Source organism: Vibrio sp. 10N.286.49.B3, from assembly GCF_002873395.1.
In the GTDB taxonomy this organism is placed as follows: Bacteria; Pseudomonadota; Gammaproteobacteria; order Enterobacterales; family Vibrionaceae; genus Vibrio.
The window spans coordinates 16835-34189 of sequence record NZ_MCUV01000027.1 but is presented as its reverse complement, the minus strand read 5'-3'; the positions used below and the strand labels follow the sequence as shown (position 1 = coordinate 34189).

The following is a 17355-nucleotide window of genomic DNA, read 5'->3' as shown; positions in this document are numbered from 1 at the left end:
CATGAAGAAAAAAGCAATTACTTTGGCTTGGACAGGTGCATCCGGTGCACCTTATGGTCTACGTTTACTTGAATGTCTCCTGGCAGCAGACTATCAAGTTTATTTATTAATATCTTCAGCTGCCCGTGTTGTACTGGCGACGGAGCATGGATTGAAGTTGCCCGGTGGAGCGGAAGGGGCGCATAAAGCGTTAATTCAATATTTAGGTTGTCAACCAGATAACCTTATCGTGTGCTCAAAAGAAGACTGGTTCTCACCGGTAGCCTCTGGATCGGCAGCACCGAAGCAGATGGTCGTTTGTCCTTGCTCTGTTGGTAGTGTCGCAGCAATTGCTCATGGCATGTCGGATAATTTAATCGAACGTGCTGCTGATGTGGTTATGAAGGAGCGTGGTCAATTACTGCTGGTGGTACGAGAAACCCCATTTTCAACACTGCATTTAGAAAATATGCATAAGCTCTCGACGATGGGAGTCACGATAATGCCGGCTGCCCCTGGTTTTTATCATCAACCTAAAACCATTGATGACTTAGTCGATTTTATGGTGGCAAGAATTTTAGATCACCTCGGTATCGAGCAAGGGTTAGTGCCTCGCTGGGGTTATGATCAGCGTGAATAGATGTTCTATTGAATCTCTGCGAAGTTAAAATGAATAGATTGGTCGTGATTTTTATTGCGACCTTTTTTATGCGTGTAGAAAAGCTTACAGAGCATTTAGCCTACTATGTTCTAAAAGCTATTTAAGAGTGGAGTGTTTATTTTTTTATATTTAATATCAGTCGTTTACTTTGTGTTTGCTCGTTGTGGTTAATGTGTATATTTAGCTTTTAGATCATAGGTGTCCTTTTGCTTGTAGTGCCAATTTAGGAGCGTTGAATTCATTTGGTTCACATCACTATTCTTTACCATATAACCAATTAAGAATAATTAGGAGTAAGGAGATCATTAATCAGCAGGCATAAAAAAACCAACCGAGATCAGGTTGGTTTTTTTAGACTAATACCAACGACAGTCCGTTGGCATAAAGCTTTTTAAAATGAAAAATTAAGCTTCTTCATTTAGCTCTTTTAAAATCTGGAAGATTTCGCGAGATGCTTTTGGTGCTTTGTTCGCTTTTTTCTCTTTATTTGCTTGGCGTACTAATTGACGTAGACGCTGACGATCGGTTGATGGATGTAGTGCCATCACTTTTTCGATCTCAACATCACCTTCAGCAATTAGACGGTCACGCGTTTGCTCTAGCTTATGTAGTTCAGCTGTCGCTTGAGAGTGCTTATTGCGAATTTTATCTAGAGCGGCTTGGATTGGCTCTGGATCGGTATAGCGCATTAGCTTACCAATAAATTGCAGTTGGCGGCGTTTTGCTTCATTTTTAAAGCGTTGAGCATTGGTTATTGCTTCAGCAAGTTCTTCCGATAACGGAATTTTTGCAAGAGCAGAAGGTTTAAGAGCAACTAACTCTTCTCCTAGAACTTGGAGCGCTTCCATGTCGTTTTTCATTTCTGTACGACTTACCCAGATGATTTCTTCTTCTGGTTCCCAAGGCGCTTTTTGATTTTTACGAGCCATCTTTTCTGCCTATATCACTATCTTGAATCTAATATAACCTATTTTAGCAAGAATCGTGGGGAGAAAGCGAAATTCTTGTTATCCTAATAGTATTGATTGCTAATAATTAGATGAGATATGGACGTAAAACAACAAGTCGCTCAGCAACGTGTTGAGCTAGAAGCTGCTGTCGCAAGAGCTCTTGATTTAGCCTCTGTTAGTGCTGATGCCGCTGAAGTTGCCATCTCGAAGAGCACTGGATTAAGTGTTTCAACTCGTATGTGTGAGGTTGAGAATGTTGAATTTAACAGTGATGGTGCTTTAGGGATAACGGTCTACCGTGGTCAACGCAAAGGCAGTGCATCAACTTCTGATCTTAGTGAAAAGGCGATCGCTCAGACGGTTGCTGCTGCACTCGATATTGCTCAATACACATCAGAAGATCCTTTTGCCGGTCCTGCACCAAAAGAGTTCATGGTAAAAGCGATCCCTGATTTGGATCTTTTCCACCCTGATGAACCAAACCCAGATGTTGCCGCTCAAATTGCCATTGCAGCAGAGCAACAAGCACTCGCTTATAGCGATAAGATAAAACAAAGTGATGGTGCGAGTTATGACAGTCACTATGGGGTGAAGGTTTATGGAAATAGCCATGGATTGTTAGCGAGTTATGCTTCTAGTCGTCATAGTATTAGTTGCTGCGTTATCGGTGAAGGTAGTAACGGCGAAATGGAGCGTGATTACAGTTACACTCTAGCTCGTCACCGTGATGATATGTGGTCTCCTGAACTTGTTGGTCAAGAGGCGGCAGAAAAAACAGTAAGTCGCTTGGATGCACGAAAGCTGCCAACAGGTAAATACCCTGTGATGTTTGCACCAGATGTAGCAACGGGATTAATCGGTCACCTTACAATGGCAATTAGTGGTGGCAACTTATACCGTAAGTCATCATTCCTATTAGATCATTTAGGTAAAAAGATCCTACCTGATTGGTTTAATATTTCAGAAAAACCTCATGTGCTACGTGGTTTAGCTTCAAGCCCATTTGATAGTGAAGGCGTTTTCACCCAAGATCGTGAGATCATTACTGATGGCGTACTTGCGACGTACTTACTAACGAGTTACGCCGCTAGAAAGATGGACATGACTCCAACCGGTCATGCTGGTGGTATTCACAACTGGTTTGTTCAATCAACCGGGCAAAACTTTGAGCAAATGCTTAAAGAGCTTGGCACTGGACTGTTAGTGACAGAAGTCATGGGGCAGGGAGTGAACACAGTGACGGGTGATTATTCTCGTGGTGCGGCTGGTTTTTGGGTTGAGAATGGAGAGATCCAATATCCAGTTTCTGAAATCACTATTGCGGGTAATCTTAAAGATATGTTCAATCAAATTGTTGCCGTTGGTAATGATGTTGAAACTCGCTCACAGATCCAAACGGGTTCTATTTTATTAGAATCATTAAAAATTGCCGGTGAGTAATCGAGCTTAATATCAATCACAGTCGGTGAGCAGAAATAGCCGCGAGCCTGGATATTGATTGGTATCATTGCACAATTACCGCAGATAAGAAAAAAGCTTGGTATTGAAGACCAAGCTTTTTTTATGAGTAGAGAATAGGACGCTAAATACTAAATAAGCAAGGTAGCTAGTCCTAAGAATACGGATAAACCAACAATATCGGTGATGGTTGTTAGAGCCATACTGCCAGCTAATGCAGGGTCTATATTCATCTTCTTAAGCATTAGTGGAATGGTTACCCCTGCTACGCCTGCGATAAATAAGTTCGCCATCATTGCGGCAGAAATAATACCACCTAGCATCCAGCTATCTTTCCAAAGAACAACGATACCACCTATGGTTGCTGCCCATAACACACCGTTTAAGAAGCCGATTGATGCCTCTTTTAGAAGCAGTTCTCGTTTATTACTATCGCCAATATGACCTAATGCCAAACCTCGAATAACCAATGCAATAGTTTGGTTACCCGCAACGCCACCCATTGATGGAACAATGGTCATCAATACCGCAATCGCAGCCATTTGATTGAGCGTTTCTTCAAACATATTGGAAACAGAAGCAGCGGCAAGGGCTGCCAGTACGTTGACAGCGAGCCATACACTACGTCTACGCGCTGACTTAACGACGGGAGCGAAGGTATCTTCATCATCGTCCATACCCGCCATACTCATCATGGAGTGCTCTGCATCCTCGCGGATAACATCAACCACATCATCGATAGTAATACGACCAACAAGGTGCTGCTTCTCATCAACAACAGGCGCTGAAACCCAATTGCGTCGTTCAAATAAGCTCGCAATATCGGTAGCGGAGGTGTTGACAGAAATCGCTTCATCAGCATCTTCCATCACCTCGGACACTTGGGTATCAGGCTGTGTGGTAATCAGTGTCGTTAATGATAGGTTGCCAATCAGGCGATCTTCATCATCAATAACATACAAAGCATCGGTTGTTTCAGGAAGCTCACCACGCATCCGTAGATAGCGAAGAACCACATCGACATCAACGTCACCACGAATCGTGATAACGTCGGTATTCATTAAACCACCAGCGGAATCCTCTGGGTAAGATAGTGCCGTTTCAACACGAGCACGATCTTCACTGTCCATTTGCGACAGAACCTCACGAGAGACCTTATCAGGAAGGCTTCGTAAGACATAAGCAACATCATCGGTATCCATACCCTCGGTTGCTTCGGCAAGCGTCTCTGAGTCCATCTGAGAGACTAAGCCATCTTTTACGTCTTCATTCAACTCATCGAGAATTTCACCATAATCTTCAGGATCGGTGAGTTGCCACAGCACATCACGGCTTTTACGTGGAGAAGCTTCCAATAGATGAGCGATATCTTCTGGCTCCATGTCCTGCAATTGACGACGGACATGAACAAAGCGGCCATTTTCTAAAGATTCACTAACTTCTTGGAGGGTTTGGTGAGCTTGATCGAATTCATTTTGCTCTGCCATTGTTTCCCCCTAACTAGGAATATGGATAATACGTTGAATAGTAACTTAAATTTTAGGCTAATTTAAAGGTTAGTTAGCCGAGTAAAGGAATTAATATGAGTTGATGGTTTTTACTCATAATTGCACAAGGTTAATTGATGCGCTATTTACTCGTGTTCTTCAAATTTATCTTCAATTAGATGACAAACCGCATCTAAAGCTTGCTGGGCTTGTGATCCTTTAGCGTGAATCGAAATCAGCTGACCTTGAGCAGACTCCAGCATGAGTAACCCCATAACGCTATCAGCAGTCGCTACTTTATTCTCTTCATTGTGAATGCTAACAACGGCATCAAAACTCTGTGCGAGTTCGACAAGCTTTACAGCTGCGCGAGCATGTAAGCCTAATCGGTTTTGTATTAAAACGGCGCGAATTAGTTCCATAAAACCCTATTTGTTTTTTTCTAAAGAGGAGTGACGGATTTGAACCTGATGACCAAGCTCTGAAAAGTATTCACCAATCTTTTGAGTTAAATAGACAGAGCGATGTTTGCCACCAGTACAGCCAATCGCAACGGTAAGGTAACTGCGATTGTTTTTTTCTAGCATTGGTAGCCAATTGACAATAAATTGCTGAACTTGTTCTTTGAGCTCTAGCACTTCAGAGTGTGACTCTAAGAAGGTGTGAATAGGAGCATCTAATCCGGTATGAGGACGTAATTCTGGTACCCAATGAGGATTAGGTAAAAAGCGAACATCGAAGACGTAATCGGCATCAGTAGGAAGGCCGTATTTAAAGCCAAAAGATTGAAATACCATGACGAGGCTTTTTCTTTCTCGACCTTGAACCCGGGTGCGGACGGCTTCAGATAGCTCGTGCAGTGATTGATTGCTGCTATCTAAAATAAGATCAGCATTTCCTTTTAAGGGGGCAAGAATTTTTTTTTCAAGTTCAATTGCTTGAGCTAAAGAGACTTTCTTGCCGCTCATTGAAAGTGGGTGGATACGACGGGTTTCACTGTATCTTTTTAACAATGTGTCAGGGTGAGCATCAAGAAAGAAGACGCTAACATCATTATTTTTTTTCAGGCTAGCAAGTGTTGTTTCGACTAACCCTGGCTCACTTGGTAAGTTGCGTATATCAATGCTAACAGCAACATTTTGTTTGCTGCCTTTGACTGATGCAATGAATGGGTCAAGTAAATTAACTGGCAGGTTGTCAACGCAGTAATACTCTAAATCTTCTAGAACTTTCAGAGCAACACTTTTGCCAGCTCCTGATTGGCCGCTAATTACGATTAAGCGCATTGGAGATCCTGTCGATTACTGGTTAGTCATTATATTGTATAGCTCTTCATCGCTTTGAGCTTTGCGTAACTGTTTTAGTGTTTGTTTATCGTGCAATCTTTCAGCCATGCAAGAGAGTGTCTTTAGGTGCTCTTTGCATTGGTCTTCAGGAACCAGTAGTGCGAATAATAGATCAACAGGGCGGTTATCAATCGCATCAAATTCAATCGGTTCTTGGCATTGCAGCAGTACAGCAATGGCATGATCGCTTTTTGTCATTCGTGCATGAGGTATAGCGATACCATTGCCGATACCTGTACTCCCCATTTTTTCTCGGCTGAGCATACATTCAAAAAGTGCCGTTGGATCTTGACCCGTATGTTGAGCAACCATATTGCTAATGAGTTCAAGCGCTCTTTTTTTGCTCGTGCACTGGACAGCACTTTTGGTGCAGTCCAGTGAAAGTACTTCGTTTAATTGCATGATTAGTGACTACTTAATTTTTCTTTGTGCTTATTGAGCTGTCGAACTAACTTATCGACAAGGGCATCTATAGCAGCATACATATTTTCATCATTAGCCGTAGCGTGTATTTCACCTTGGTTAATGTGTAATGTGGCTTCAGCGATTTGTTGTACTTTTTCAACCTTTAATACCACATGGATATTATTGATGTGATCAAAAAAACGCTCAAGCTTCTTAAATTTATTTTCAACATAGTCTTGCATCGAGTCGGTAAGGTCAAGGTGGTGGCCAGTAATATTAATTTGCATAGACTTTCCTTTCAGTTATTAGCCTTATAACAGGCGTTTACGCTGACTAGAAGGGGCGATGCCTAATGATTCACGGTACTTGGCAATTGTCCGTCTTGCTACCTGAATCCCTTGGTCAGCTAAATGAGCTGCAATCTTGCTATCACTTAATGGCTTTGCTGTGTTCTCAGCAGCAACCAACTTCTTAATTAAAGCTCGTATTGCAGTTGATGAGCATTCTCCACCATTATCAGTACTGACATGACTGGAGAAGAAATACTTCAATTCAAATATACCACGAGGTGTATGCATGTATTTTTGTGTCGTTACCCTTGAGATTGTTGATTCATGCATCTCGACAGCTAAAGCCACATCATTGAGTACCATTGGCTTCATTGCTTCTGGACCATACTCAAAGAAATCATGCTGATGTTCAACAATGCATCGCGCCACCTTTAATAGTGTTTCATTTCTATTTTCAAGGCTGCTGATTAGCCACTTTGCTTCTTGCAAATTAGTGCGAATGTATTGGCTATCAGGACTGTTACCTTTACTTAGCTGAGCATATTGTTGATTCACTTTGAGCTTCGGTGCGCTGTCTGGATTAATGGTTACCATCCACTTACCATGATCTTTAAACACCGATACGTCAGGTACAACATACTCAGTTTCATCTGGCGTTATCTTGCTACCAGGTCTTGGGTTCAGTTGCTGAATTAATTGTAAAACGTCACGTAATTCTGCTTCTTTTAACTTTGTTTCTTTAATGACCAGCTTGTAATCGCGATTACCAAGTTGATCAATATGATTAGATAAAACCATTCTAGCTTCATTTAACCATAGTGTATCTTCTGGGTAGGTTGCCAGTTGTAAGAGCAAACAATCTTGTAAGTTTATGGATGCAACACCAAGAGGATCAAATTGCTGAATACGTTTACGTACCGCTTCAACTTCATCAAGCTCTATTTCTTCGTTATCACAACTACTTAAAATATCTTCAAGTGAAGAGTTAAGATAACCCGCATTATCAATCGAATCGATAATGGCTAGGGCTATGGCGCGATCAGTTTCGCTGAAAGGAGTCAGTTCAAGTTGCCAAAGTAAATAGTCTTGTAACGATTCAGTGGTTTCACCTTGATATACTGGCATTTCATCATCAAGAGAGATACCAGTGTTACCTGTGTTAGCGCTATAGACGTCATCCCAGGTGGTGTCCATTTCCAGTTCATTTGCTATTTCTGACTTTTCGATCACTTCAGAGCTGTCTGCAGGATCGGGCTCATGAGAAACGTCATCGAGCGTGTTGTCTGTACTCTCAACATTTTTTTCTTTTGGTTCATCAGAGGTTTTATCATCATGAGTCCCTCCATCTTCAGAGCCTTCTTCAATATCAAGAAGAGGGTTAGATTCAAGCGCTTCTTGGATTTCTTGTTGTAAATCCAACGTAGACAGTTGCAACAAGCGTATGGCTTGCTGTAACTGTGGTGTCATGGCTAATTGTTGACCTAGCTTGAGTTGTAATGAAGGCTTCATTCAGTCCTTTTTACCTTTATTATTGTCCTGTGATTCGTTTACTTTAATCATAGACGGAATTGTTCACCGAGATAAACCTGCTTCACTTGCTCATTATTAAGCACATCTTCTGGTGTTCCCTCTGCAATTAAGTGACCTTGACTTACGATATAAGCTTTTTCACATACATCCAAAGTTTCTCGAACATTGTGGTCTGTAATTAATACACCTAAACCGCGGTCACGTAAATGCTCAATAATTCTTTTTATATCAATAACCGAAATCGGGTCAACACCAGCAAATGGTTCATCTAGCAAGATAAATTTAGGATTAGCGGCTAAAGCTCGGGCTATTTCAACCCTGCGGCGCTCACCGCCTGACAGAGCCATACCGGCACTTGTACGAATATGCTGAATGTGGAACTCATCAAGTAGATCTTCTAATCTATCTTGGCGTTCTTCTCGCGTCAGTTCTTCTCGAGTCTGCAATACTGCCATAATGTTATCTTCGACAGAAAGCTTACGGAAAATAGAAGCCTCCTGAGGAAGGTAGCCAATGCCCATTCGAGAACGGTTATGCATAGGTAGAATACTAATATCTTCATCATCGATACTGATCGCTCCTTCATCTCGAGGAACAAGGCCGACGATCATATAAAATGACGTTGTTTTACCAGCACCATTAGGACCAAGTAGACCAACGATTTGTCCCGACTTAACTTGCAAGCTAACATCGGTCACGACTTTTTTCTTGTTATAACTCTTGGCTAGGTGTTCTGCTTTTAATACTGCCATAATTATTTATTTGTCGCTTGAGTAGGTTGTAGCACTGTGGTAACTCTCTGATTTTCAGTGCTATTAGCAATTAGTTTTTGCGATGTTATTTGATAAGTGATCGATGAACCACGAATAACGTTACCATCTTGGGAAAGCATAGCACTGCCTTTCATATGTAAACTGTCCTCAGCCATACGATAGTCTAACTCGTTCCCTTCACCCTCTAATGTTTTACCATCATCGGTTAACTGAGAAAAAGTAGCAGGCTTACCCATACTCTGAACTTGCTTAATGGAGCCATCAGTAGAGTTGCGAGTCACAACAATTTTATCAGCACTGATATTGATGCTGCCCTGTTTTAACTTTACATCACCGCTAAATGTGACTTGATTCGATTTCATATCAAGATTTTGACTGTCAGAATCAATATAGATCGGCTGCTCAGTATCTGACGATAAAGCGAGAGCTTGTGGTGCCGCTAGCATGAAAGTAAGTAAACTAAGGGGTAAGAGTTTCATATTTACCTTGGACCTTATTAAATAGAGTCGAAACATTGTCTTTAAAGTTTCCCATCATTGCTTGCCCTGTTGTTGTAAATTGGGGGCCAACTAATGTCACAGGGGTTGTGGTGCTAAAGTTTCGGCTTGTGAGTTCAATTTCGAGTTTGTCAGTTGTCATCGTATTGAAACTAGAATCAGGTAATAAATTGTTTGCTAAGACATTATCATAAAGAGTTAATACTTGATTATCATCTAAAACTGCACGATGAGATGATATTTGCCATTCGATATTTTGACCATCTTGATAAATGGAAAGAATAGGGTACTGAAAAATGGTTTCACCACTGCTCGCATAGTGATCAAGACTGTCTGAGGTGATGACATAACTGCGCATACCGTTACTATTAAATGATGTGTTGTTTAAGCCTTTACCACTGAACATTGGCAATTCTTGATTGGCTGATATCTGTACGACGTCTGAGTTTTCATTGTCATATAAATAGTAAGCAGCCCAAGATGCAATAAAAAACAGCAAGACATAGAGAATACGAGATAGACTCATATACTTAAACCTTTATGTGTATCTAACTCATTACGTGCTTGTAGGATTAAGTCGCACACCTCTCGCACAGCGCCATAACCACCTTTAATCTGAGTGACATAATTCGCGCGTTTTACCAGTAGTGGGTGCCCATCAGCAACACAGACTTTAAGAGCCACTTTATCCATCACTGGCCAGTCAATAAGATCATCGCCAATGTAACCTGTGTGTTGTGAGTCGATATTGAGCTTAGAGCAAATGTCCTCATACGCTTTTATTTTATCATCTTGACCTTGATAAATAAGCGTAATGCCAAGCGCTGTCATGCGGTTTTCAACGATCTTTGATTGTCGACCAGTAATGATGGCAACTTCAATGCCAGCATTCATCAGCGACTTTACGCCATAGCCATCACGGGTGTGGAATGTTTTTAGTTCTTCCCCATCATTACCCATGTAGACTAAACCATCAGAAAACACACCATCAACATCACAAATGAGTAGCTTTATCTGTTTAGCAATTGCGACGATTTCGCTTGCCACTGGGCCATATAACGTTTCAGTTGTCGGCATTACATTACCCCTGCTTTTAATAAATCGTGCATGTTTAAAGCACCAACTAATTGACCATCCTGGCACAGCATAAGACCATTGATGCTCTTTTCTTGCATTAAGTTTAGACCTTCAACCGCTAACATGTTTGGATTTGCAACGGTTGGACTCGGTGTCATGACATCACCAATGGTTGCCGTGTGGATATCAATTCGTTTATCGAGTAATCGACGTAGATCACCATCAGTAAAGATACCGAGCATCTGGTTATCATCACTAATCACCGCTGTCATACCGAGCCCTTTTTCCGTGATCTCTAATAAAGCATCACGAACCAGTGCGTCAGGTTTGACGGTCGGTAAAGCGTCGCCAGTATGCATAATATCATCGAGTTTCAATAGTAACTTACGACCTAAAGCACCACCAGGGTGAGATAGTGCAAAGTCTTCAGCGGTAAAGCCTCTTGCTTGTAATAGAGCCACCGCTAAAGCATCTCCCATAACCAAAGTTGCAGTCGTGCTCGTTGTTGGAGCAAGACCAAGTGGGCAGGCTTCTTCCGGTACCGTAATTTGCAGGTGTATGTCTGCAAGCTTAGCCATATTAGAGAGAGGGTTACCTGTCATGCTAATAATGCGAATGTTGAGGCGCTTTAGAACGGGGAATAAGCCAAGAATTTCAGACGACTCACCAGAATTGGAAATAGCGATAACGATATCACCAGGCTCAATCATGCCAAGGTCGCCGTGCGCTGCTTCTCCTGGGTGAACAAAAAATGCAGAAGTTCCGGTACTTGCGAGTGTCGCTGCGATTTTATTTCCAATATGACCTGATTTGCCCATCCCCATGACAACCACTTTACCTTGGTTGTTCATGATGGTTTCACATGCTTGAGTAAACTGCTCATCAAAATAGCGTTCAAGTTGTAGTAAACCTTTAACTTCAGTAGCTAACACTTGCTTTGCAGCATTGCAATAATCGAAGGTGGTAGACATATATGAGAATTCCTAATTTTATTATGATGAGAATGTGTTAGGCAGAAAGGTGCATGAGTAGATAACCTTGGTAAGCGAAGAAGCCACAGCAAAGCAATCCACCTTCAATACGGCTGATTTTACGTGATTTTCCTAATGCCATAACGACAAGCAATAGCGATACGGCAAGCATGATCCAATAATCACGCCCCATCACTAAGTGACTCAAAATCGAAGGATTAAGCAGACCAGGGATCCCCATAACGGCCAAAATATTAAAAACATTTGAGCCGATAATGTTACCAACAGCCATATCATCTTCCCCCTTCATCACGCCAGCAATCGATGCGGCAAGCTCAGGTAGGCTAGTACCAAGCGCAATAATTGTTAAGCCGATAACTAAATCGCTCATACCAAAGTACTTTGCGATAATAACCGCGTTATCAACGAGTAAAGTGGCAGATAAAGGCAGGATGATTAATCCAACAACAACCCACATTGCCGCTTTTGGGTTGCTAACACCTTCAGGGATTTCGGATTCTTGCTCACTGAGAAGAGCATCGTTATTTTTTTGCTCTTTGCGGCTGATATTTAGCATGGCTAATAAGAAACTGACAAACAGAACGATCAGTAATATACCTTCACCACGACCTAAATAGCTATCCCATAATATAGCGCCAGCAATGAGGGTTACAACGATCATCAGAGGTAATTCTCTGCGGATTATCGTTGAGCTAATAATTAACGGCTTAATTAAAGCGGTTAAACCAAGAATCAGTGCGATGTTAGCAATATTTGAGCCCAGAATATTACCGACCGCAGTATCGGTTTTGCCGTCCAAGGCTGCCGTTGCTGAAACCATCATCTCAGGTGCTGAGGAGCCCATCGCAAGGATAGTCATACCGATAACTAGAGGGGATATACCAAAATTGCGAGCAATGGCTGCAGAACCAAAGACTAATTTATCAGCACTCCAGACTAAAAAAACTAGACCAATAATCAGTAATATAATGGCTTCAAGCATTAGGCGGTTCCAAATGATAAAAAATAGATAATTAACTGCTAATTTTGAACGGTTGCTTGCAAAAAGGAAAGGCGAAGTTGCTATTTATTGTGATTGAAAAGGCAAATTAGCGCGTTTATATTATGAGCTGTTAACTTAAGTGTTTATTTTGAAAGTAAAAAAACACTAAATCTAAGAGGGTGAGTGTATAACTTAGCTTTAACTTGTCACTATTTATGCTTATGATTGTTGCATGATAGATGGATTTATAAGTCGCAGGTATGAATAAACAGACATTACCAACATCTGACCTCGTTACTATTAATGGACTTACGTTCTCGCGTGGAAGTCGGCGAATATTTGATGATATTAGCCTGCAAGTGCCGCGAGGGAAGACGACGGCAATCATGGGACCTTCCGGTATTGGTAAGACGACATTATTGCGTTTAATTGGTGGTCAACTTGCCCCTCAGTCTGGAGAGATCTGGTTTGATGGCGATAATATTCCTACCTTAAGTCGCAAGCGTTTATACCAAGCTCGTAAAAAAATGAGCATGCTATTTCAATCAGGTGCGCTTTTTACCGATTTAAATATCTTCGATAATGTCGCTTTTCCGCTGCGAGAGCATACGGCTTTAGATGAGAGCTTTATACGAACGATTGTCTTGCTTAAGCTTGAAGCGGTCGGTTTGCGTGGTGCAGCTGAACTCATGCCTAGTGAGTTGTCTGGAGGAATGGCAAGGCGTGCAGCATTAGCCCGTTCTATTGCCCTCGATCCTGAGTTGATTATGTATGATGAGCCTTTTGTTGGACAAGATCCTATCACTATGGGTGTATTGGTTGAGTTGATCCGGAGTTTAAATCAAGCGCTTGGCGTGACTTCTATTGTTGTTTCGCATGATGTCCCAGAAGTGATGAGTATCGCAGATTTAGTTTATCTCTTAGCGGACGGTCGTATTATTGCAAAAGGTACGCCAGAGGAACTGAGCCAAAACCCTGACCCTATGGTACAACAGTTTTTAAATGGTGACGCTGACGGACCCGTTCCCTTTCGTTTCCCTGCCGATACATTAGAAAAGGATCTTTTTAATCATGGGCTTTAGTTTTATTGCTCGCTTGGGGCAAAGAACCTTGGCTATTAGCGAGTCAATTGGTCGCGCAAGTTTAATGCTTGTTGGGGCGATCTTTCATCGACCACAATTAAAAAACGTACCGTTACTCATCCAACAAATATACAGCGTAGGTGTTCAATCTATGGCTATTATTATGGTTTCGGGTTTATTCATTGGTATGGTTTTAAGCTTGCAGGGCTATGTGGTTCTTGTCGATTATGGCGCTGAAGGCAGTTTAGGTCAGATGGTGGCGCTCTCTTTATTGCGTGAACTCGGACCGGTTGTGACGGCTTTGCTATTTGCTGGTCGAGCTGGTTCGGCGTTAACGGCAGAAATCGGCTTAATGAAAGCAACCGAACAGCTATCAAGTTTAGAAATGATGGCGATTGATCCTTTAAAACGAATTATCGCTCCTCGCTTATGGGCAGGGGTTATCTCAATGCCTTTGCTCGCGATGATCTTCATGGCCGTTGGTATTTGGGGGGCACAAATTGTTGGCGTTGATTGGAAAGGGGTTGATCACGGTAGTTTTTGGTCTGCGATGCAATCTTCTGTCGAACTTGGTCAAGATATTGGTAATAGCGTTATTAAGTGTATTGTTTTTGCCATCACAGTTACTTGGGTTGCTCTTTTTAATGGGTACGACGCTGTACCAACATCGGAAGGGATAAGCCGCGCAACGACTCGTACTGTCGTGCATTCATCTTTAGCCGTATTAGGGCTAGATTTTATACTCACCGCTTTGATGTTTGGGAATTAGCATGCAACAGACACGTAAACTAGAATTATGGGTAGGCAGTTTTGTCTTAGTTGGAATTTGCGCTATTTTAGTGATGATTTTTCAAGTTGCTGACGTAACGAAACTTGGTTCGGGTAATACTTACACCCTAAAAGCAACGTTCGATAATATTGGTAGTTTAAAAGTTCGCTCTCCAGTTAAGGTTGGCGGCGTTGTTATTGGTCGAGTCAGCTCTATTACTTTAGATGAAGAGAGCTATTTGCCAGTAGTCAAATTAGCTATCGATAGTAAGTACTCACAATTTCCAGATACATCCAGTGTTAAAATACTTACATCAGGTTTGATCGGCGAGCAGTACATTGGTTTAACTCCGGGCTTTATCTTTGATGATGAAGAAATGCTCACTGATGGAGGCGTGATAGAAGATACTAAATCAGCGCTAGTTTTAGAGGACCTGATTGGTCAAGTCTTGTATAGCGTAGGAGGTTCTAGTGATGAATAAGCTGCATAGTTTAGCAATGAATAGTTTAATGGTTAGACAAACCGCGATACGTTTTTACTCACTACTTGTCAGTTTTTTACTGTCAACGTCAGTGCTTGCTCAGTCAGCAGTGGATGCGACTGATCCTAATAAGATGATGAAGCAAGTCGCCGAGCTGGCTTTTGACCGACTAAAATCAGAGCAAGAGAGTATTAAAAGTGATCCTGAGCGATTAAAACTTATCGTTGAAGAAGAGTTAATGCCTTATGTTAACTACCGTTACGCAGCACTTAAATTATTAGGCTCTAATGTGAAAGGTGCTAAGCGAGAAGATGTTGGCGTATTTTTTACGGCTTTTCGTAATTATCTTGTCACTTCTTACGCCCAGGTATTGACGCAGTACACCAATCAAAAAATTGAATTCCCAGCAACACGTAATGTGAGTGATGAACAGACGATTACAGGGGTTAAGGTTGCTATTATTGATGCTCCACGGGCTAACATAAACCTTGAATTTAAACTGCGTAAAGATAAAAAAAGCGGTGAATGGAAAGCTTTTGATATGAGTGCTGAAGGGATCAGTTTGCTCTCAAGTAAACAATCGGAGTGGAATACTAAAATCCGTCAGGAGGGAGTGCTCAGTGTAGCGAAAGAGCTACAGCAACTTTCAGAACAGCCGATTGTTTATAAGAGCATTCAATGATGGCGCATGCTCAATGGCGTGAAGTCAGCACGAGTCAGTATGCTCTCTCTCATCACTTAGATAGAGATTCAGTTCCTGAGTTGTGGCGGTTTTTACAAGAGTGGAAACCGCAACATTCTCAGGTAGAAATTGTGCTCAATGAGGTAAAAAGAATTGATTCTGCAGGCATGGTACTGCTAATTCACTTAATACAGCATGCAAAAAGACAAAACTGTCATATAATGCTCAGTTTCGTGCCTAATCAATTACGCACTTTGTTCCAACTAAGTAATATACAGCCATTAATGGTTGAACATATAAAAAATTAAACAGGGGTAGTTTGTGGATTGTGCACAAGTAAAAGAATTATTAGATACGGCTCTTAACTTAGAAGAAATTATGGTTAAAGGTGAAGGCAGTCACTATGAAGTAATTGCTGTCGATCTTTGCTTTGATGGTATGAGTCGTGTAAAGAAACAGCAACTTATTTATGCTCCGCTTATGGAGTACATTCAACGAAACGACATTCATGCCGTTTCTATTAAAGCTTACACTCCTGCAGAGTGGGCTCGTGATAAAAAACTGATGTCGTTGTAAGGTTTACTGATGGAAAAGTTTCGAGTTATTGGGTCTGATTCTCCGCTATGTGGTGAAGTGACCATTTCAGGTGCTAAAAATGCAGCCCTACCAATTTTGTTTGCCTCTATTCTTGCTGAAGAGCCAGTAGAAGTAACCAATGTCCCACATCTACGTGATATTGATACGACTATGGAGTTGCTAAAGCGTCTAGGCGCAGAGGTTAGCCGTAATGGTAGTGTTCACGTTGATGGTCGTAAAATCAATGAGTTTTGCGCTCCTTATGATTTAGTAAAAACAATGCGAGCTTCTATTTGGGCACTTGGTCCTTTAGTGGCGCGCTTTGGTCAAGGTCAAGTATCGTTACCTGGTGGTTGTGCTATTGGTGCTCGACCGGTTGATTTACACATTCACGGTTTAGAGCAGTTAGGTGCGACGATTACTCTTGAAGACGGCTATGTGAAAGCACAAGTTGATGGTCGTTTGAAAGGCGCACATATCGTGATGGACAAAGTGAGTGTAGGCGCAACGATTACCGTTATGTGCGCAGCAACACTGGCTGATGGCAAAACAGTACTAGATAACGCCGCTCGTGAGCCTGAAATTGTTGATACGGCAAATTTCCTTAATGCTCTAGGTGCTAAAGTTTCTGGTGCGGGTACTGATACTATTACGATTGAAGGTGTTGAGCGTTTAGGTGGTGGTAAGCATGCTGTTGTTGCTGACCGTATCGAAACCGGAACATTCTTAGTTGCCGCTGCTGTTTCTGGTGGCAAAGTCGTATGTAAAAATACCCAATCTTATTTACTTGAAGCAGTCTTAGCCAAGCTAGAAGAAGCTGGCGCTAAGGTTGAAACAGGTGATGACTGGATAAGTGTAGATATGACTGATCGCGAATTAAAAGCGGTTAAAGTCGTAACAGCGCCACACCCAGGTTTCCCTACCGACATGCAAGCGCAATTTACGCTATTGAACATGATGGCAAAAGGTGGTGGTGTTTTAACAGAAACGATTTTTGAAAACCGTTTTATGCATGTACCTGAATTGCAGCGTATGGGCGCTAAAGCGGAAATTGAAGGTAATACCGTAATTTGTGGTGATAGCGATCGCTTAAGTGGAACTCAAGTGATGGCGACGGATCTACGCGCTTCTGCAAGCCTAGTTATTGCTGGCTGTATAGCAAAAGGTGAAACCATCGTTGATCGTATCTATCACATCGATCGTGGTTATGACAAAATTGAAGATAAGTTGTCGGCCCTTGGTGCTAATATTGAACGATTTAGTGACTCTAATTAATGATTAGATAAGCTTAAAAAGCCGGAATCTTAGGGTTTCGGCTTTTTTATTGGTTTTATTTTA

Annotated in this window: 22 protein-coding genes; 9 read left to right on the top strand and 13 right to left on the bottom strand. The window is 41.8% G+C overall.

Features of this window, described 5'->3' with window-relative positions; translation table 11 throughout:
* Nucleotide 1: 1 nt before the first annotated feature.
* Entirely contained in the window at nt 2-619 is a 618-nt protein-coding gene (locus tag BCU68_RS10215; protein ID WP_102564665.1) for a flavin prenyltransferase UbiX, read from the top strand.
* A gap of 425 nt (nt 620-1044) precedes the next feature.
* Here the strand turns inward: BCU68_RS10215 and yjgA are convergent, their stop codons facing one another.
* Complete coding sequence (gene yjgA, locus BCU68_RS10210) at nt 1045-1569, bottom strand: ribosome biogenesis factor YjgA (protein ID WP_102564664.1); 525 nt, start codon at nt 1567-1569, stop codon at nt 1045-1047.
* 117 nt (nt 1570-1686) lie between these two features.
* On the opposite strand from yjgA, the gene pmbA reads away from it, so the two are divergent.
* Nucleotides 1687-3030, top strand: a complete 1344-nt coding sequence (gene pmbA / locus BCU68_RS10205) for a metalloprotease PmbA (protein WP_102564663.1) — start codon at nt 1687-1689, stop codon at nt 3028-3030.
* A 149-nt stretch (nt 3031-3179) separates the two neighbouring features.
* Here pmbA and mgtE read toward each other — a convergent pair whose 3' ends face one another.
* From mgtE to BCU68_RS10145, 12 genes are all read right to left on the bottom strand, one after another.
* Nucleotides 3180-4535 carry a magnesium transporter gene (gene mgtE, locus BCU68_RS10200; protein WP_102564662.1) on the bottom strand — a complete coding sequence of 452 codons (1356 nt, stop codon included), beginning with the start codon at nt 4533-4535 and terminating at the stop codon, nt 3180-3182.
* A 146-nt stretch (nt 4536-4681) separates the two neighbouring features.
* A complete protein-coding gene (locus BCU68_RS10195; protein WP_102564661.1) occupies nt 4682-4957 on the bottom strand; it encodes an HPr family phosphocarrier protein in 276 nt (91 codons plus the stop codon).
* Between the two features lie 6 nt (nt 4958-4963).
* Complete coding sequence (gene rapZ / locus BCU68_RS10190) at nt 4964-5821, bottom strand: RNase adapter RapZ (RefSeq protein ID WP_102564660.1); 858 nt, start codon at nt 5819-5821, stop codon at nt 4964-4966.
* Between the two features lie 15 nt (nt 5822-5836).
* Nucleotides 5837-6283: a PTS IIA-like nitrogen regulatory protein PtsN gene (ptsN, locus tag BCU68_RS10185; protein ID WP_102564659.1), complete on the bottom strand. Its 447-nt coding sequence runs from the start codon at nt 6281-6283 to the stop codon at nt 5837-5839.
* A 2-nt stretch (nt 6284-6285) separates the two neighbouring features.
* Complete coding sequence (gene hpf / locus BCU68_RS10180) at nt 6286-6573, bottom strand: ribosome hibernation promoting factor (protein WP_102564658.1); 288 nt, start codon at nt 6571-6573, stop codon at nt 6286-6288.
* Between the two features lie 24 nt (nt 6574-6597).
* Nucleotides 6598-8085: an RNA polymerase factor sigma-54 gene (locus BCU68_RS10175; RefSeq protein WP_102564657.1), complete on the bottom strand. Its 1488-nt coding sequence runs from the start codon at nt 8083-8085 to the stop codon at nt 6598-6600.
* 47 nt (nt 8086-8132) lie between these two features.
* Complete coding sequence (gene lptB, locus BCU68_RS10170) at nt 8133-8858, bottom strand: LPS export ABC transporter ATP-binding protein (RefSeq protein ID WP_102564656.1); 726 nt, start codon at nt 8856-8858, stop codon at nt 8133-8135.
* A gap of 2 nt (nt 8859-8860) precedes the next feature.
* Nucleotides 8861-9358 carry a lipopolysaccharide transport periplasmic protein LptA gene (lptA, locus tag BCU68_RS10165; protein ID WP_102564655.1) on the bottom strand — a complete coding sequence of 166 codons (498 nt, stop codon included), beginning with the start codon at nt 9356-9358 and terminating at the stop codon, nt 8861-8863.
* On the bottom strand, nt 9339-9902 hold the full coding sequence (lptC, locus tag BCU68_RS10160; protein WP_102564654.1) for an LPS export ABC transporter periplasmic protein LptC: 564 nt from the start codon (nt 9900-9902) through the stop codon (nt 9339-9341). Before lptC ends, lptA begins: the two co-directional genes overlap by 20 nt.
* A complete protein-coding gene (gene kdsC, locus BCU68_RS10155; RefSeq protein WP_102564653.1) occupies nt 9899-10453 on the bottom strand; it encodes a 3-deoxy-manno-octulosonate-8-phosphatase KdsC in 555 nt (184 codons plus the stop codon). The genes lptC and kdsC overlap by 4 nt, the downstream gene beginning before the upstream one ends.
* Nucleotides 10453-11424 carry an arabinose-5-phosphate isomerase KdsD gene (kdsD, locus tag BCU68_RS10150; protein WP_102564652.1) on the bottom strand — a complete coding sequence of 324 codons (972 nt, stop codon included), beginning with the start codon at nt 11422-11424 and terminating at the stop codon, nt 10453-10455. Before kdsD ends, kdsC begins: the two co-directional genes overlap by 1 nt.
* A 37-nt stretch (nt 11425-11461) precedes the next feature.
* Nucleotides 11462-12427 (bottom strand): calcium/sodium antiporter, encoded by a 966-nt coding sequence (locus tag BCU68_RS10145; RefSeq protein WP_102564651.1) that lies wholly within the window; start codon nt 12425-12427, stop codon nt 11462-11464.
* A gap of 260 nt (nt 12428-12687) precedes the next feature.
* Between BCU68_RS10145 and mlaF the strand changes: the two genes are divergently transcribed.
* The 7 genes from mlaF to murA are packed head-to-tail and all read left to right on the top strand — an operon-like array spanning nt 12688 to nt 17292.
* The gene (mlaF, locus tag BCU68_RS10140) at nt 12688-13509 is read left to right on the top strand and encodes a phospholipid ABC transporter ATP-binding protein MlaF (RefSeq protein ID WP_102564650.1); all 822 of its coding nucleotides are present in this window, start codon (nt 12688-12690) and stop codon (nt 13507-13509) included.
* Nucleotides 13499-14278 carry a lipid asymmetry maintenance ABC transporter permease subunit MlaE gene (gene mlaE / locus BCU68_RS10135; protein WP_102564649.1) on the top strand — a complete coding sequence of 260 codons (780 nt, stop codon included), beginning with the start codon at nt 13499-13501 and terminating at the stop codon, nt 14276-14278. Before mlaF ends, mlaE begins: the two co-directional genes overlap by 11 nt.
* 1 nt (nt 14279) lies before the next feature.
* Entirely contained in the window at nt 14280-14759 is a 480-nt protein-coding gene (gene mlaD / locus BCU68_RS10130; protein ID WP_102564648.1) for an outer membrane lipid asymmetry maintenance protein MlaD, read from the top strand.
* Between the two features lie 28 nt (nt 14760-14787).
* Nucleotides 14788-15441, top strand: a complete 654-nt coding sequence (locus BCU68_RS10125) for a phospholipid-binding protein MlaC (protein WP_102564707.1) — start codon at nt 14788-14790, stop codon at nt 15439-15441.
* Nucleotides 15441-15749: a lipid asymmetry maintenance protein MlaB gene (locus tag BCU68_RS10120; RefSeq protein ID WP_102564706.1), complete on the top strand. Its 309-nt coding sequence runs from the start codon at nt 15441-15443 to the stop codon at nt 15747-15749. Before BCU68_RS10125 ends, BCU68_RS10120 begins: the two co-directional genes overlap by 1 nt.
* Before the next feature lie 13 nt (nt 15750-15762).
* On the top strand, nt 15763-16017 hold the full coding sequence (gene ibaG, locus BCU68_RS10115; protein ID WP_102564647.1) for a BolA family iron metabolism protein IbaG: 255 nt from the start codon (nt 15763-15765) through the stop codon (nt 16015-16017).
* A 9-nt stretch (nt 16018-16026) separates the two neighbouring features.
* Nucleotides 16027-17292 (top strand): UDP-N-acetylglucosamine 1-carboxyvinyltransferase, encoded by a 1266-nt coding sequence (gene murA / locus BCU68_RS10110; protein WP_102564646.1) that lies wholly within the window; start codon nt 16027-16029, stop codon nt 17290-17292.
* Nucleotides 17293-17355: the final 63 nt, after the last annotated feature.

Bases quoted from the DNA above. Each gene is read 5' to 3' on its own strand.
- BCU68_RS10215 (WP_102564665.1), top strand. From the start codon at position 2: ATGAAGAAAAAAGCAATTACTTTGGCTTGGACAGGTGCATCCGGTGCA.
- yjgA (WP_102564664.1), bottom strand. From the start codon at position 1,569: ATGGCTCGTAAAAATCAAAAAGCGCCTTGGGAACCAGAAGAAGAAATC.
- pmbA (WP_102564663.1), top strand. From the start codon at position 1,687: ATGGACGTAAAACAACAAGTCGCTCAGCAACGTGTTGAGCTAGAAGCT.
- mgtE (WP_102564662.1), bottom strand. From the start codon at position 4,535: ATGGCAGAGCAAAATGAATTCGATCAAGCTCACCAAACCCTCCAAGAA.
- BCU68_RS10195 (WP_102564661.1), bottom strand. From the start codon at position 4,957: ATGGAACTAATTCGCGCCGTTTTAATACAAAACCGATTAGGCTTACAT.
- rapZ (WP_102564660.1), bottom strand. From the start codon at position 5,821: ATGCGCTTAATCGTAATTAGCGGCCAATCAGGAGCTGGCAAAAGTGTT.
- ptsN (WP_102564659.1), bottom strand. From the start codon at position 6,283: ATGCAATTAAACGAAGTACTTTCACTGGACTGCACCAAAAGTGCTGTC.
- hpf (WP_102564658.1), bottom strand. From the start codon at position 6,573: ATGCAAATTAATATTACTGGCCACCACCTTGACCTTACCGACTCGATG.
- BCU68_RS10175 (WP_102564657.1), bottom strand. From the start codon at position 8,085: ATGAAGCCTTCATTACAACTCAAGCTAGGTCAACAATTAGCCATGACA.
- lptB (WP_102564656.1), bottom strand. From the start codon at position 8,858: ATGGCAGTATTAAAAGCAGAACACCTAGCCAAGAGTTATAACAAGAAA.
- lptA (WP_102564655.1), bottom strand. From the start codon at position 9,358: ATGAAACTCTTACCCCTTAGTTTACTTACTTTCATGCTAGCGGCACCA.
- lptC (WP_102564654.1), bottom strand. From the start codon at position 9,902: ATGAGTCTATCTCGTATTCTCTATGTCTTGCTGTTTTTTATTGCATCT.
- kdsC (WP_102564653.1), bottom strand. From the start codon at position 10,453: ATGCCGACAACTGAAACGTTATATGGCCCAGTGGCAAGCGAAATCGTC.
- kdsD (WP_102564652.1), bottom strand. From the start codon at position 11,424: ATGTCTACCACCTTCGATTATTGCAATGCTGCAAAGCAAGTGTTAGCT.
- BCU68_RS10145 (WP_102564651.1), bottom strand. From the start codon at position 12,427: ATGCTTGAAGCCATTATATTACTGATTATTGGTCTAGTTTTTTTAGTC.
- mlaF (WP_102564650.1), top strand. From the start codon at position 12,688: ATGAATAAACAGACATTACCAACATCTGACCTCGTTACTATTAATGGA.
- mlaE (WP_102564649.1), top strand. From the start codon at position 13,499: ATGGGCTTTAGTTTTATTGCTCGCTTGGGGCAAAGAACCTTGGCTATT.
- mlaD (WP_102564648.1), top strand. From the start codon at position 14,280: ATGCAACAGACACGTAAACTAGAATTATGGGTAGGCAGTTTTGTCTTA.
- BCU68_RS10125 (WP_102564707.1), top strand. From the start codon at position 14,788: ATGGTTAGACAAACCGCGATACGTTTTTACTCACTACTTGTCAGTTTT.
- BCU68_RS10120 (WP_102564706.1), top strand. From the start codon at position 15,441: ATGGCGCATGCTCAATGGCGTGAAGTCAGCACGAGTCAGTATGCTCTC.
- murA (WP_102564646.1), top strand. From the start codon at position 16,027: ATGGAAAAGTTTCGAGTTATTGGGTCTGATTCTCCGCTATGTGGTGAA.